The 13,820-nt window shown below is 59.1% G+C and carries 13 protein-coding genes; 4 read left to right on the top strand and 9 right to left on the bottom strand.

What is annotated here, in order from left to right; translation table 11 throughout:
• Positions 1-3: 3 nt before the first annotated feature.
• The 3 genes from DKB71_RS13795 to DKB71_RS13785 form a co-directional block, all read right to left on the bottom strand.
• The gene (locus DKB71_RS13795) at positions 4-855 is read right to left on the bottom strand and encodes a fumarylacetoacetate hydrolase family protein (protein WP_282485402.1); all 852 of its coding nucleotides are present in this window, start codon (positions 853-855) and stop codon (positions 4-6) included.
• The gene (locus DKB71_RS13790) at positions 855-1,919 is read right to left on the bottom strand and encodes an amidohydrolase family protein (RefSeq protein WP_406590971.1); all 1,065 of its coding nucleotides are present in this window, start codon (positions 1,917-1,919) and stop codon (positions 855-857) included. The genes DKB71_RS13795 and DKB71_RS13790 overlap by 1 nt, the downstream gene beginning before the upstream one ends.
• Before the next feature lie 346 nt (positions 1,920-2,265).
• Positions 2,266-2,997, bottom strand: a complete 732-nt coding sequence (locus DKB71_RS13785) for a TetR/AcrR family transcriptional regulator (RefSeq protein WP_408600736.1) — start codon at positions 2,995-2,997, stop codon at positions 2,266-2,268.
• Between the two features lie 183 nt (positions 2,998-3,180).
• On the opposite strand from DKB71_RS13785, the gene DKB71_RS13780 reads away from it, so the two are divergent.
• The gene (locus DKB71_RS13780) at positions 3,181-4,812 is read left to right on the top strand and encodes an ATP-dependent acyl-CoA ligase (protein ID WP_406590969.1); all 1,632 of its coding nucleotides are present in this window, start codon (positions 3,181-3,183) and stop codon (positions 4,810-4,812) included.
• Positions 4,813-5,643: 831 nt separating this feature from the next.
• Here the strand turns inward: DKB71_RS13780 and DKB71_RS13775 are convergent.
• The gene (locus DKB71_RS13775) at positions 5,644-6,444 is read right to left on the bottom strand and encodes an SDR family NAD(P)-dependent oxidoreductase (protein ID WP_406590968.1); all 801 of its coding nucleotides are present in this window, start codon (positions 6,442-6,444) and stop codon (positions 5,644-5,646) included.
• Positions 6,445-6,545: 101 nt separating this feature from the next.
• On the opposite strand from DKB71_RS13775, the gene DKB71_RS13770 reads away from it, so the two are divergent.
• On the top strand, positions 6,546-7,286 hold the full coding sequence (locus DKB71_RS13770; RefSeq protein ID WP_406590967.1) for a DUF2889 domain-containing protein: 741 nt from the start codon (positions 6,546-6,548) through the stop codon (positions 7,284-7,286).
• 85 nt (positions 7,287-7,371) lie between these two features.
• Here the strand turns inward: DKB71_RS13770 and DKB71_RS13765 are convergent, their stop codons facing one another.
• From DKB71_RS13765 to DKB71_RS13750, 4 genes are all read right to left on the bottom strand, one after another.
• A complete protein-coding gene (locus DKB71_RS13765) occupies positions 7,372-7,947 on the bottom strand; it encodes an aromatic-ring-hydroxylating dioxygenase subunit beta (RefSeq protein WP_057715090.1) in 576 nt (191 codons plus the stop codon).
• A 94-nt stretch (positions 7,948-8,041) separates the two neighbouring features.
• Positions 8,042-9,442: an aromatic ring-hydroxylating dioxygenase subunit alpha gene (locus tag DKB71_RS13760; RefSeq protein ID WP_406590966.1), complete on the bottom strand. Its 1,401-nt coding sequence runs from the start codon at positions 9,440-9,442 to the stop codon at positions 8,042-8,044.
• A 122-nt stretch (positions 9,443-9,564) separates the two neighbouring features.
• Positions 9,565-10,563: a fumarylacetoacetate hydrolase family protein gene (locus tag DKB71_RS13755; RefSeq protein WP_408600734.1), complete on the bottom strand. Its 999-nt coding sequence runs from the start codon at positions 10,561-10,563 to the stop codon at positions 9,565-9,567.
• Positions 10,560-11,261, bottom strand: a complete 702-nt coding sequence (locus tag DKB71_RS13750) for an SDR family NAD(P)-dependent oxidoreductase (protein WP_408600733.1) — start codon at positions 11,259-11,261, stop codon at positions 10,560-10,562. The genes DKB71_RS13755 and DKB71_RS13750 overlap by 4 nt, the downstream gene beginning before the upstream one ends.
• A 139-nt stretch (positions 11,262-11,400) precedes the next feature.
• On the opposite strand from DKB71_RS13750, the gene DKB71_RS13745 reads away from it, so the two are divergent.
• Positions 11,401-11,799, top strand: a complete 399-nt coding sequence (locus DKB71_RS13745) for a Zn-ribbon domain-containing OB-fold protein (RefSeq protein WP_406591012.1) — start codon at positions 11,401-11,403, stop codon at positions 11,797-11,799.
• Complete coding sequence (locus tag DKB71_RS13740; protein WP_408600732.1) at positions 11,799-12,989, top strand: thiolase family protein; 1,191 nt, start codon at positions 11,799-11,801, stop codon at positions 12,987-12,989. The genes DKB71_RS13745 and DKB71_RS13740 overlap by 1 nt, the downstream gene beginning before the upstream one ends.
• Before the next feature lie 9 nt (positions 12,990-12,998).
• On the opposite strand, the gene DKB71_RS13735 is transcribed toward DKB71_RS13740, so the two are convergent.
• Positions 12,999-13,784, bottom strand: a complete 786-nt coding sequence (locus tag DKB71_RS13735; protein WP_406590962.1) for an IclR family transcriptional regulator — start codon at positions 13,782-13,784, stop codon at positions 12,999-13,001.
• Positions 13,785-13,820 lie beyond the last annotated feature (36 nt).

Below are 13,820 nucleotides of genomic sequence, written 5' to 3'. Positions count from 1 at the left end.
CGATTAGGCGCGGTTCTTTTTACTGACCACATTGCGCAACGTGCCGATGCCTTCGACGCTGGCTTCGACCACATCGCCCTCCTTGAGGAACAGGCCGGTGCCCATCCCCACTCCCGCCGGCGATCCGGTGAACAGCACGTCGCCACTGGCAAAACTCGAACGCTGCTGCACGAAGCGAATCAGTTGGCCAACATCCCAGGTCATTTCGCCGGTGGAGCCATCCTGGCGAACCTCACCATTCACTTTCAGGGTCAGGCGCAAGCGTGGTGAGCCTTCGGGAAACTCATCCTTGGTCACGATCCAGGGTCCAAGACCCGTGGTCTGGTCCTGGCTTTTGGCGGCGAACAGGTCCATGCCGATACCTGCCGGCCCACTACGCTGCAGATCACGCGCGCTGACGTCATTGCCAACGGTGTAGCCGAGCACGCAAGCCAGCGGGTTTTCCAGGTCGATTTCTTCGGTGCCGATGACGGCCACCAGTTCAACTTCGTGATCGAGTTCTTCGGTCAACGGCGGAAAACGGATCGGATCATTGGCGCCAATCAACGCGCCATAGGCCTTGAGAAAAGCCACCGGCTGTGCCGGCGCCTGCAATCCGAATTCCACCAGGTGCTTGGCGTAATTGGCTCCCGCCACTACCACCCGATTGATCGGCTCAATCGGAGGCAGCAGGCGCACCTTCGACAGCGGCAGCGATGGCCCGGCAAAACGCACCGAACTGATACCGCGCCCGGCGGCGACCGCCGGTGCCCAGTCCTTGAAATCGCCGGAAATGGGTGTCACTTGATCTTGAGCGACATCCACCACAGCCCAAAAGACGCCAGTAGAAAAATACTCACATCGCGCCAGTTTCATCAGCCACCTACCTTGCCCAACTTGGCAGGATCGAGGTGCAGTAAGCGGCATGCGTTTTCATAACGGATCTTGCGCAGGTCGGCATCGGACAATTGCAGGCCGTGGGTCAGATCGTGACGTACGGCATCGCTGCCGCCGAAGTTGCTGCCGTACAGCACATGGTCCGCACCGATGATATCGACCAGGGCCTGGCGCATCGGCACTTCATGCAGTTCTACGTCGAAGTAGAAGTTTTTCATGTACTCGAGCAGTGGCTTCTTGTTGTATTTGACGTCGAGGTTTTCATTGGTCTTGGCCAGGCGACCGAGCTGGTACGGGACATAACCGCCGCCGTGGGTGATATACACCTTGAGGTCAGGGAAGCGATCCAGCACACCGCCGCAAATCAGGTTCCAGAAACAACGGGTTTCGTCGTACTGCATGCCGACGATAGCGGTGGTTTCGTAGCGGTCGTCGTTAGCGTTCTTGCCCCAGGTCACCGACTGGTTATAGCCGTGGACAAAAATCGGCAGGTCCAGGTCGCAGAGGGTTTTCCACACCACGTCGAGTTCCGGTGAATCGAACTCCAGACCGCCGAAGTTGGCGCCGCCAGCGACCAGGCCCTTGGCGCCCAGCTCTGTGCAAGCGTGACGTATTTCAGCCGCCGCCGCTTCGGGCACATTGAGCGGCGCATGCGCCCAGAACATCAGGCGATCAGGGGCTGCGGAGCAGTACTCGGCCAGCGTGTTGTTGACGGTGCGGGCGAACGGGACGGCAAATTCGGCTTCAGTCCAGTACATGTAGCAATGGGACGGGACGGAAACCACCTGCAGGTTCTGTCCTGCGGCATCCATACCGGCCAGGCGCACTTTCGGATCAGCCCAGCGCGCAAAATATTCTTCAAGCTTGGGACCCTTGCCGGAGCGCACGGCCGCCTTACGCTCTGGCGATCCGAGACCCAGAATCCAATCACCTACACGCAGCTTGATATCGCCGTCGGCGTGTTGCTCGAAGAACGGCCCCCAATGAGGGTGCTGGTTGTAATAGCCAGGGTGGGGAGCGTGTGCGTGTAGATCGATAAGCATGTCTAGGTACCTCGAAGTTGGCACTTTTATTGGTTATTGGCGCGGCGCCTTCGCGTGACCAGCATCCATTTGCTGCGCAAAGGGCAAGCCGAAAGACTCACCGCTAAGACCAGAGCTTAAATTCAAATTGAGCAGAAATCAAAATACTGTTCAGATTATTTTTATGGCGCGCGAAGAAGCCTGCCCCAGAGCCCTCGAGCAAAGTCAAAAAACACCTTTGACGGTTAAATAAACGCAGCCAGGCAGGAAAAAGTGCGATGCACAGGCGAGAGAAAAATACCGCGCACAAACACGAAGCCCCCGATATACGGGGGCTTTGGCGATAGAGAAGCGTAGGGGCTGGAGATCAGCGGCGGGTTCGGGAGGTGGAGCCCATGATCAATGCGCCCAGCAGTTTTTTCACCCGCACCGGAAACAATCGCCGCCCCGCCGCTTCCGGAACCAGGATTTCACTCAACACGTAACGAATGATCATTTCGCAGATCAGCTCACGGTCAAGGCGAACCCCGAGGCGTTCGTCCCAGTCGTCAAACACGATGCCCAGGCCATCCTGAAAGCGCACGATCGAATCGTGGAAAATCCGCCGAAAGAACCCCAGCGCGTAGTCTGGCGCCACCACCAACAAGCGACGGGCACGGCTTTGCTCAAGGTAATTGTCGAGATAGGCAAACAACGCGTTGAGGCGTACTTCCGGGTCGCTGATATGGCCCAGCTCCTGGGACAGCGAGCTGTGGAAACTTTCACGTTTATGTCTGGAAAAGGTGTCGAGCAAGTCTTCCTGGGAGGCGAAGTAGCGATAAAAGGTACCGCGCGAAACACCCGCCACCTGGCACACGTCCAGGATCGAAATGCGATCGGCACCCGACATCAGCACGACTTCTTCCGTGGCCTTGAGAATGTTGGCAATGGTCTCTTCCGAACGGCGGTTCGGCTTGACCTTGGTGCCTGCCACGGCATTGGCGGCGGTACGTCGCTCCACCGGCTTTACCGGAGCCGCCCCAGCATCAGGCAGCGATTTTTTTTTCGTTGTGGAGGCCTGCGTCGGCGCTTCTGCTTTCTGGGATGCGGCTTTTGGCATGGATTGAAGGGCTCATGAAGAGTAAAGATTTGTCAACACTAGCACAGGATCTGTGCATAAATAAGATTTCATGTTCAACTTATTGCTAAAGACATTTTCAGGTTTTGTATTTAGAATAGAATTCTCTCATCAAAATAAAAACAGGCAGACCGGCAGCTATAGGCGCCTAAAAGGAGAATGTTCATGGGCAGCAGTGGTAATCCAGAAACCTGGGCAGTGGGAGAACGAGACACTGTCATCGAAGCGCTAAGTCGTGCGGTAGCGAGGCATCCAGACAAAATACTCTTGGATTTCAGCGGTGAGTTATACACTTATTCTCAGGTTGACTCACTCTCGACCAAGATGGCCAACGCCCTCGCTACCTTGGGTGTGAAAGCCGGTGAAACCGTGTTGACGATGCTCGATAACAACATCGACGCCGTCACCACCTGGCTGGCCATCAATAAACTCTGCGCCGTGAGTGTGCCGATCAACACCGCGCTCAAGGGCGAATTCCTCCGGCACCAGATCGCCGATACCGGAACGTCGGTGGTGATCTGCGAAGCGGCCTACCTGCCACGCATCACGCCGCTCGCCGAACAACTGCAGGACGTCCAGCACATCCTTCACCGAGGCACGGTCGACGCGATCCCCGATTGCCGAATTCGCATTGCGCCACTGGATGAATGGCGTGGCCATGACGCCACGCCACTGGCCAATAAACCGCAACCTTCGGATCTTGCCTGCCTGATCTACACGTCAGGCACCACAGGCCCTTCCAAGGGTTGCATGATCAGCTACAACTTCATGTGCAACCTGGCACGCCTGCAATTGCGTGCCGGTCCCGCCAGTGCCGATGATGTGACCATCACACCATTGCCGCTGTTCCACATGAATGCGCTGTGCGTATCGATCATCGCCAGTATTCTGGTGGGCGCACGCGCCGCCATTCTCCCGCGCTTCTCCGTTTCGAATTTCTGGCAGGAAGTGGAACGCTCCGGCGCTACCATCGCCTCGATCTTGGGTGGCATGGGGGGTCTCCTCGCCCAGGCGCCAGATAACGAAGCGATGCTGCGTTGCGTCGGGCAGATCCATACCGCGCGAGGCAACCCTTACACCGAAGAAACCAAAAAAATCTGGCGCGAGCGTTTCGGTACCAGGCTGGTGGGCGGCAATGGCTACGGCCTCACCGAAGCCTGCGTCATCACCTCTCTGGCCGCCGGCGAGTACGCCGCACCGGGCTCCTCGGGAAAACGCATTGCGGATTTCGATGTACGCATCGTCGATGACCTCGATAAGGAAGTGGCGCCGAACAGCGCCGGCGAAATCGTGGTCCGTCCGCTGCGCCCGGACATCATGTTCCAGGGCTACTGGCGCCGTCCGGAAGACACCCAGAAGCTGATGCGCAACATGTGGTTCCACACCGGCGACATTGGCAAGTTCGATGACGATGGCTTTTTCTACTTCGTCGATCGCAAGAAGGATTACCTGCGCCGCCGGGGCGAAAACATTTCCAGCTTCGAAATGGAAGCCGCCTTTGCCGTTCACCCGGCGTTGGCCGAGGTTGCCGTCCATGCGGTGCCCTCGGATAAGGGCGAGGACGATGTGAAGGTCACAGCGGTACTGCATGAAGGCGTGACCCTGGACCCCGAGCAGCTGTTCCATTGGGCCACCGAATCGGTGCCTTACTATGCCCTGCCCCGCTATATCGAGTTTCGCAGCAGCTTGCCGAAAAACCCGCAGGGTCGGGTGTTGAAGTATTTGCTGCGCGATGAAGGAAAAACCGCGACCACTTGGGACCTGGAAACCACGTCGATCGTGGTGTCCAAAAAATAATCGTTTCAATGGCCTCGGCCATTTAGCGCAGAAAGCCCGCTTCAAAGCGGGCTTTCTCGTTTCCGGACCTGGGCTGCGTAGATTTGATTTGATTTGCCAGCGATGGCGTCATCACGGCCACTACCGCATCGCCAGCAAGCCGGCTCCTACGGATTTGAGGCACCCACAAAATCCTGGAATACCTCGACACCCTGTAGGAGCTGGCTTGCCAGCTATGGCGTCATCACATTCACCATCGCATCGCCAGCAAGCCGGCTCCTACAAATTTGAGGCGCCCACAAAATCCTGGAATACCTCGACACTCTGTAGGAGCTGGCTTGCCAGCGATGGCGTCATCACGCTCACCACCGCATCGCGAGCAAGCCGGCTCCTACAAATTTGAGGCGCCCACAAAATCCTGGAATACCTCGATACCCTGTAGGAGCTGGCTTGCCAGCGATGGCGTCATCACGCCCACCACCGCATCGCCAGTTCAAGCCGGCTCCTACAAATTTAAGGCGCCCACAAAATCCTGGAATACCTCGATACCCTGTAGGAGCTGGCTTGCCAGCGATGGCGTCATCACGCCCACCACCGCATCGCCAGCAAGCCGGCTCCTACAAATTTGAGGCGTCCACAAAATCCTGGAATACCTCGACACCTTGTAGGAGCTGGCTTGCCAGCGATGGCCTCATCACGCTCACCACCGCATCGCCAGCAAGCCGGCTCCTACAGATTGGGGTCGTACACAAAATTCCGAAACTCCATACCTTGCAGGAGCCGGCTTGCTGGCGATGGCGTCGTCACATTCGCCATCGCTCTACCGGCAAGCTGACCATTCAACCGCTGAAATCAATATTCGCGCACGGGAATGCCTTTGGGGCGGGAGTTGTAACCCGGTAGATGCAGGCCGCCGTCGACGTGAATGGTTTCGCCCGTGATGAAACGCGACATCTCGGACGCGAGGAAGACCACCACCGGGCCGATGTCGGCTTCAGGCTCGCCACAACGGCCCAGTGGGCGCATGGAAGCCGACATCTCGGCAAAGCCGGGGTTCTCTGCGGCGAGCTTGTGGAAGGTGGCGCCCATTGCCGTGGGGGCGATGGCGTTGGTGCGGATGTTGAAACGCCCCCACTCGGAGGCAGCGCTGCGGGTCAGCCCGACAATCGCCGACTTTGCCGTGTTGTAGTCGCCGTGCAACCAGGCACCGATTTCGATATCGATCGAGTAGAAGTTGATGATCTTGCCACCGCCCCGCGCCTTCATGTGAGGCAGCGCGGCTTTCATCGCCCACCAGGCAGCCCACACGGTAGAGCCGAGGGTTTGCTCCAGCATCGCATCGGTTTTTTCTTCCAGGAGCACATTGGGGGTGGGCGCAAAGGCGTTGTTGACCAGGATGTCCAGCCCCCCGAATTGATCGACGGCCAATTGCACGGCGGCCTCGATGTCCGTTTTGCTGCACACGTCAGTCTTGATGAATACAGCCTTGCCACCTAAGGCTTTCAGTTCGGCGACTACGGCCTCGCCACTGGCGACATCCAGTTCGGCAACCACCACGGCAGCCCCCTCTTTGGCAAAGTTAAGCGCAATACCACGCCCAATTCCGCCGCCTGCACCGGTAATCAGCGCAACCTGTTCATTTAGCAGTGCCATAGCCACTCCGTTTTTTGTTTTTTTGTGAACATAATTGGTTATAGTGTCTAAATATAGCGCATTTCTTCAGGCTAAACAGTACTGGAACAAGGATATCGAGGATGACTGTATTTCGTCGGCGCGTAGACATCGTTGCTCAGCCTGGCGATGGCTCTGGTGAGGTCCGCGCGGCTCTGGAAGACGACTTTCACCACTTCCGAGTATGGGTTCGCCACCACGCAGGCGAAGTGACTGCCATTGGCGGTGAAGCGCTGCGCTACCCCTTTTCCATGTGCCCGCAGGCTTGCGGTCCATTACAGCTGTTGCTGGGCATGAAACTGGACCGGATAGCCCACTCAGTCACCCGGCAGGCCGACGCCAGCCATCAATGCACCCACCTGTTCGACCTGGCGGGTCTTGCCATTGCAGCCGCCGCACGCGGCGACCACCAACGACGTTATGACATCGACATCGGCCGACGCATCGCCAACCGCACCAGCGCCACCTTGATACGCGATGGAATTGAAGAACTGGTCTGGGACGTCAACGGCACAATGATCGAAGGGCCAATGCCCTATTGCGGCATCAATCTTCGCGAAGGCATGGCTCGCTGGGCACTCAATACCCTCGACGAAGAAGCCGCCGAAGCGGCTCTTTTACTTCGTCGCTGCACGCTGATCTCGATGGGGCGCGCCTTCAACCTTGACGAGGAGATTCATGCCGCGAGCACCGCGCTCTGTTACAGCCAACAACCCGAACGCGCCGAGCAGGCACTGCGAATGAAGGGATCGACCCTGGATTTCACCCATGAACAACTCAAGTTGTGCGCCGAGGACCAGGATTGGCTGAGGCAAAGGCCTTAACCGCGCTGCTCGTGGCGCAAGAGCAGCGCGGCTAACGCCCGCAAGGCCCGACGATCCGGGTTCGCCCCCGGGCCGCCGATACGACTTAGAGGAAGACGGCCAGATTGGGCGTTCCGAGCACCGCCTGGTCGAGGATGACTTCACGCCGGGAAAGCTTGAACCCCGCCTCATGCAGACGCAGCACGTCACGTCGTTCACCACTGATGATATCGACATGGTGATCGTTGAAACGGCTGCGGGTCAGTAGCAGATAACTGGTCACCACGAACTCATCGCTCTTGTCGGTTTCCTCGACAAACACGTTGGTCACCAGGCGTCGGGTACGCGAGGGAGGATCTTCCGCCCAGGCGCTTTTACCGGACAGGCGCAAAATGCGACCCATGATCGAACGGTAGTCATCGTGGTAGTGCTGGACACTGCGCACAATGGTGGTTCTCAACTCGGACGCCACGCGAGTCTGGCGAAGCGGTACGGTATACACCAGGTCGGTGTCCAGGCGTTCGGCCCACTCCTGCAGGCGAATCTGGTCGAGCAGCGTGGCTTCCTCGTAGAGAAAGGTCACCACATCGTTGTAGATCGGCGAGCCCACTGGCACCCGCTTGGTGCCGACTGGGGAACCCGGCTGGATATCCTCCACGCCGCGTTGTTGAACCTGAGCCATGAGTCACTCCTCACTGTTATTCTTGTGCTTGTCAATGCCGTTACCGGCGAGTGCGGCCCTTAAGGACCGCTATCGAACCAGGCTTCGTGGACGCTTATTCCTCCTCGGAGGCAGTCATCAGTTCGTGCCAGTACAACCACCAGTGCCACTGGGTATCGTCCTTGGTAAATCCTTCATTGACGATTCCGGGGCCAGGCCAGCCCTCAGGTGCTCCGGTTTCAAAGCATGCCTGGTATTTCAGCGTGCTCTTGCGGCCCATCGCGCCTTTGGCGGCCAGGGTCATGTGCGGCCAGGTATCGGAGTCATCCTGCTCGACCATGCCCGAGGTGCCGAACAACTGGATGGTTTGCTTGAGCATCTTGTCGCGCAACTCAGGGGAAGCGTCTTTCTCGGCAAACACCCAGTTGACGAACTCCAGCTTGTCCGGCCCGCGCGGCACGTAGGCGTGCAGGGTCATCGAGCCGACGACGCTGCCATCGGGCTGCGGAATGTAGACGAAGCCGAAAAGAATGTTCGGGAACATCCCGCCGACTTGCGGCGGCATGCTGGTGAGCACTTTCAACTGGTCTTCGGACAAATTGCGCGCCAGTTGCTCGACCATGTCGGCGGTCATGCCGGCAGGCGGCAATGCTTCCAGTTTTTGCTGCACGGTCAGCTCGGCCGGGTCGAGTCCGGTCAGGCGCTTGATCTTGCGCGCCAGGTCGATGCAGCGCAGCGCATGGCCGTGGGGCGAGCTGATTTCGACGCCGATCATTTCCGGGCTGAGGTCGGCGGTTTCGCCCTCGCCCTTCTTGGCATAGTTGCCCACTTCGCCCAGCCAACGGTGCAAGGTCAGCGTGTGGAAGCCATCGGCGGCCGATTGCTCGCCCGCGGTTTTCCAGTTGGCGTTGACGATAAAGCGCTGGGGTGGGCCGAGCACTTCCATACCCTTGTCGGAACGACAGAACAACATGTCGTAGTACCACTTGGCATCACCCAGGAACTCGTCAAACGAAGGTCCTTCAATGTTCCAGGTGGCAAACACCAGGCCGCCATACAAGGTGACCCGAGCCTTTTTCAGGCCCAGTTCTTCCTTGGGCAGCATCTTGCCGTGCATGCATTCACGCTCCACCGGCGAGCCGATGAAGTCGCCATTGGTACGGAAGGCCCAGCCGTGATAGATGCACTTGTGAATTTGCGTGTTGCCGCAATCGGCGGTGCTGATGCGCATGCCGCGGTGCGGGCACACGTTGAGGGTGACGAACACCTCGCCCTGCTTGCCACGGGCGACGATGACCGAATCAGACCCCATGTCACGGACCATGAAGTCGCCGGAATTGGGGATTTCCGACTCATGACCCAGGAGCACCCAGATCTTGCCGAAGATTTTTTCCATTTCCAGCTCGTAGATTTCGCGGTCGGACAACACGCGCATTTGCACTTCACGGCTGGATGGATAGATCAGGTCCGAGACCTTGGTTCCATCAGACAATACGGGGCTTGTTCTTGTTAGCATGATTGCCTCCTAATCAGAGCGTCACGACAGTGGTCGCAACGAAATATAAGACACTTTCTTCATTTTTGTACATAGAATTCACTTCCGACTTGTAAGTGAATTCTTCAACGTTTCGTTTAACGTCAGTACCTGTCAGGCGCCGTGCCCACCTGGGTGCGCAGCACGCCAATACCGTCGATCTCCAGCTCAACCACGTCACCGGGCTTCAAATAACGCAATTGCTCCAGTCCACAGCCGTTGCCGACGGTGCCGGAGCCAAGAAACTCGCCGGGGTACAAGGTTTCCGAGCGGGACACGTGGGCGATCACGTCCTCGAAGCTCCAGCGCATGTCACGGGTATTGCCGCGACCCCACTCCTCCCCGTTGACCCGGGCAACCATGTTCAGGTCGTAGGGATCACCCAGTTCGTCTGCGGTCACCAGGCATGGTCCCATGATGTTGGCCGTGTCGAAATCCTTGCTCTTGGCCGGGCCGAGCATGCCGGGCATTTCCAGGGCCTGTGCGTCGCGCGCGCTCATGTCGTTGAAGATGGTGTATCCGACGATATGCGAACGGGCGGCTTCACGACTGATGTCCTTGCCGCGCTTGCCGATGTAGCAACCGAACTCCAGTTCGAAATCCATTGCCCGGCTGAAACTCGGCCACTGGAACTCATCATCGATGCCAATCACCGCAAAACGGTTGCCCTTGTAGTAGATGGGCTGCTTGTTGAAGGTCTCGATCACCCGGTCGTCGGCGCGCGTGTTCATCGCCTTCAACGTCGCTTCCGGATCATCGGTACGTAACGCCCGGGCGCGACGGGCCGCGGCGAAACTCTGGCGCAGGTGTAATTCGAAGCAGGAGCAATCGCGCATCTGCGGTGGCGGCTGGATCGGTGCGCGAAGTTTGACACTGGCGCGCTCCAGCACTGCCGCCGAAGGGGCCTTGGCAACTAGGGAACGGGCCAACTCCAGCGCCGGCTCACCGGCTTCCACCAGGGACAGAATGCTGCTCAGTGCCGGGGTTTCGTGGCTTTCCAGCAAACGGTAGGCGAGTTGCAGGTCGAGTACCTGTTGGTCCTGGTTAAGCAACGCACCCGCGCGATCAAAGCCCTCGGCATAGGTATAGGTCACCAGTCTCATACGCGGCCACTCACAGGAAGCAGCGCACCGGTTACCGCAGCAGCTTCGTCGGACAACAGGAATGCCACTACCGCTGCCAGCGCTTGCGGCGTTACCCAGCGGCTGCTGTCGGCATCCGGCATGTCGGCACGATTGGTGGGCGTGTCGATGATGCTTGGCAGCACGGCGTTGACCGTTACACCACGATCTTTCAACTCTTCGGCCAGGGCTTCGGTCAACCGGGCAACACCGGCCTTGGAGGCGGCATAAGCCCCCATACCGGCCGCGGCTTTGACCGAGGCCAGCGCGCCAATATTGACGATGCGTCCTGCCGTCGAATCCAACAGATGCGCCAGGGCCGATTGGGAACTGACCACGGCGGTACGCACATTCATCTGGTAGAGGCGATCCCAGGTCAGCAGGTTGCCGCCCTCGACGGTCTCCCAGGCAAAACCGCCGGCCACGTTGACCAGACCATCAATGCCGCCCCACTGCGCGGCGATCTGCTCGAACGCAGCACTGGCCGACTCGGTCGACGTCAGGTCGACACCGCCCAGGCACAGCAGGTTTTCCGTGTCCAGCAAGGCGGCAGGCGCCTCGCTGCGATCCAGCAAGGCAACCCGGGCGCCTCGCGCCAGCAGGAATGTGCCGAGTGCGCTGCCGAGGGCTCCAAACCCGCCGGTGACGACTACCCTCTTGTCCAGTAACGACTGGGTCATCGCGAAATCCTCTTGTTGTTGTTTTACGGCGCGAAGGTTCGATTCGCGCCTTCGTCGGTACGAATATATGACACTTTTAGAAAATATGTACAAATGATACCGTATGACTTCAAGTCAAACATTCACCTGCGGACCGCTGATGCCTAGAAAACTTCCTGCACTCAACGCCGACAACCGCGCCTTCTGGCAAGGCGGTAGACAGGGCGAACTGCTCATTCATCGCTGCGCGGCCTGCAGCCGGTACTTCCATCCGCCCACACCGCTCTGCCCGCACTGCGCAAGCTTCGAGGTGGCGCCAGAAGCGGTATCCGGCAAAGGCAAGGTGCTCAGCTATACCATCAACCACCAGCCCTGGACCCCCGACCTCGCGCAGCCTTATGTGGTGGCTATCATCGAGCTGGTGGAACAGCCCGGCTTGCAATTCGTGAGCAACGTGGTGGGCCTGCCGGTCACGGATGTGCATATCGACATGCCGGTACGGGTCAGCTTCCTCAATGTCGAGGACGTTTGGTTGCCTCTGTTCGAGAAGGATCTGTGATGTTCGATCATCGTTATGAAAAAGATGTAGCCATCACCGGCATCGGCCAATCGGATGTCGGGCGACCCTCGAACAAGTCGGCCATGCGCCTGACCCTCGACGCCTGCCTGGAAGCGATAGCCGATGCCGGGCTGCAACGCAGCGACATTGATGGCGTGGCCTGCTGGCCGGGCGACAACAATAATGGCGACCCGTTTTCGCCGGTCGGCCCCAGCGCGCTGAAAAGCGCGCTTGGACTCAACGTCAACTGGTTCGGCGGCGGTTACGAGGGCCCCGGCCCCCTCACTGGCGTAATCAACGGTGCCATGGCGATTGCAGCGGGCTTGTGCAAACACGTACTGGTGTTTCGCACGATCACCGAAGCGTCGGCCCGCCTGGTCAACAAGCAAGCGAGTGCCCTCACCAACAAAACCCAGGGGCGCGACAGTAGCTACGCCTGGCAGTGGTTCACGCCGTTCAATGTGCTCTCGGCGACCAATCTGATGGCGCTGTATGCCCAACGCCATTTCCATGAATACGGCACCCGGCCGGAGCAGTTGGCGCAGATCGCCCTGACCTGTCGCCAGAACGCCATGCGCAACCCCAAGGCGGTGTTTCGCACTCCGATGAGCATGGACGATTACATGGCGTCGCGGATGATTTCCACACCGCTGCGCATGTTCGACTGCGACGTGCATTGCGATGCATCGACCGCCATCATCTTGTCGCGCCGGGATATCGCTCAGGATCAGCCGAACCAACCGATCCGCATTGAAGCCATGGGAGCTGCATTGAACCAGCCCTGGTCATGGGATCAGATTTCCCTGACCAAAATGGCCGCTTTCGATGTCGGCCAGATGATGTGGGCGCGCACTGACTACACCCCGCAAGACGTCGGATCCGCGCAGTTGTACGACGGTTTTTCGATCTTGACCATGATCTGGCTCGAGGCCTTGGGCCTGTGCCCCGTCGGAGCAAGCGGTGCATTCGTCGAGGGTGGGACGCGCATCGCGCTCGATGGCAGCCTGCCAATCAATACCAACGGCGGACAGCTGTCCGGCGGGCGCACCCATGGCCTGGGTTACGTGCATGAAGCCTGCCTGCAACTGTGGGGCCGTGCCCAAGGGCGGCAAACCCGCGAGCACAACGTCAGCGCGGTGGCAGCAGGCGGTGGCCCGCTGGGGGGGAGCCTGCTGCTGGTCCGAGAGTAACGGCCTGGATCAGTACAGTACGCCGGCCACTTCGCCGCAGAACTCGATCAGTGCCTTGCCCAGCTCGGCAAGGCCCTCTTCATCGCGTTGCCCGCGGAACATCACCGCGGAAACGGTGAAGTCGATGCTGTTGGTTGGTGAATACACAGGCGCTGCGACGGCAAGAATCCCGCCCGAGAAATGCCCATCGTCTATGGCCCAGCCACGCTCGGCAGCCACCCGGACTTCCTCACGGAAAACCTCCAGCGACAGCGGCTGGGCCCAGCGAATGGTTTCGAAACTGCTCTGTACCTCGGGGTCGTCGAGGTCGATCTGAGTGGCGAACAAGCGCCCACTGGCACCCATCAATATCGGCAGGCGCTGACCTTCGGCCATATCGATGCGCACATCAGTCGGGCTGGCAGCGGAGCTGACAATGACGATGCGGTCAGGGCTCATCTTGCGCCAGAGGGTGATGGTGACTCGCTGGCGCGCGGCCAGGTTCTGCAGCAGGGGCTTGGCCATCTGCACGCGGTGGCCCTGGGTGACCAATTGTTCGACCAGGCGCGCCAGGCCCAGGCCCACGGAGTAGCGCTTGGACATGGCACTGAAGTCGACCACCTCCTCTTGCACCAGCGTGCGCAGGATGTTGAAACAGGTGCTGGGGTTGATCTTCAGTTGCCGGGCGATGTCCACCGAGCGTTCCGGTGTGCCCACCTGGCTGAGGTAACGCAGGATGCGTATCGCGTTGGAAACGGGCTTGACCAGTGTTACGCCGGCTGATTTGTTGTTGTCGTTGACGTCAGTGAAGTCCATGCCCAATCCAGTCACTTTAAAGTGTCGCCATTCTAG

It is taken from the genome of Pseudomonas sp. PLMAX, assembly GCF_046042685.1.
Classification (GTDB): Bacteria; Pseudomonadota; Gammaproteobacteria; order Pseudomonadales; family Pseudomonadaceae; genus Aquipseudomonas; species Aquipseudomonas putida_AE.
This window is presented reverse-complemented; position numbering and strand designations above follow the sequence as displayed.

Excerpts from the sequence above, each read along its gene's own strand:
- DKB71_RS13745 (WP_406591012.1), top strand. The coding sequence starts at position 11,401 with ATGCCTAGAAAACTTCCTGCACTCAACGCCGACAACCGCGCCTTCTGG.
- DKB71_RS13755 (WP_408600734.1), bottom strand. The coding sequence starts at position 10,563 with ATGAGACTGGTGACCTATACCTATGCCGAGGGCTTTGATCGCGCGGGT.
- DKB71_RS13775 (WP_406590968.1), bottom strand. The coding sequence starts at position 6,444 with ATGGCACTGCTAAATGAACAGGTTGCGCTGATTACCGGTGCAGGCGGC.
- DKB71_RS13785 (WP_408600736.1), bottom strand. The coding sequence starts at position 2,997 with ATGCCAAAAGCCGCATCCCAGAAAGCAGAAGCGCCGACGCAGGCCTCC.
- DKB71_RS13740 (WP_408600732.1), top strand. The coding sequence starts at position 11,799 with ATGTTCGATCATCGTTATGAAAAAGATGTAGCCATCACCGGCATCGGC.
- DKB71_RS13795 (WP_282485402.1), bottom strand. The coding sequence starts at position 855 with ATGAAACTGGCGCGATGTGAGTATTTTTCTACTGGCGTCTTTTGGGCT.
- DKB71_RS13765 (WP_057715090.1), bottom strand. The coding sequence starts at position 7,947 with ATGGCTCAGGTTCAACAACGCGGCGTGGAGGATATCCAGCCGGGTTCC.
- DKB71_RS13760 (WP_406590966.1), bottom strand. The coding sequence starts at position 9,442 with ATGCTAACAAGAACAAGCCCCGTATTGTCTGATGGAACCAAGGTCTCG.
- DKB71_RS13770 (WP_406590967.1), top strand. The coding sequence starts at position 6,546 with ATGACTGTATTTCGTCGGCGCGTAGACATCGTTGCTCAGCCTGGCGAT.
- DKB71_RS13790 (WP_406590971.1), bottom strand. The coding sequence starts at position 1,919 with ATGCTTATCGATCTACACGCACACGCTCCCCACCCTGGCTATTACAAC.
- DKB71_RS13750 (WP_408600733.1), bottom strand. The coding sequence starts at position 11,261 with ATGACCCAGTCGTTACTGGACAAGAGGGTAGTCGTCACCGGCGGGTTT.
- DKB71_RS13735 (WP_406590962.1), bottom strand. The coding sequence starts at position 13,784 with ATGGACTTCACTGACGTCAACGACAACAACAAATCAGCCGGCGTAACA.
- DKB71_RS13780 (WP_406590969.1), top strand. The coding sequence starts at position 3,181 with ATGGGCAGCAGTGGTAATCCAGAAACCTGGGCAGTGGGAGAACGAGAC.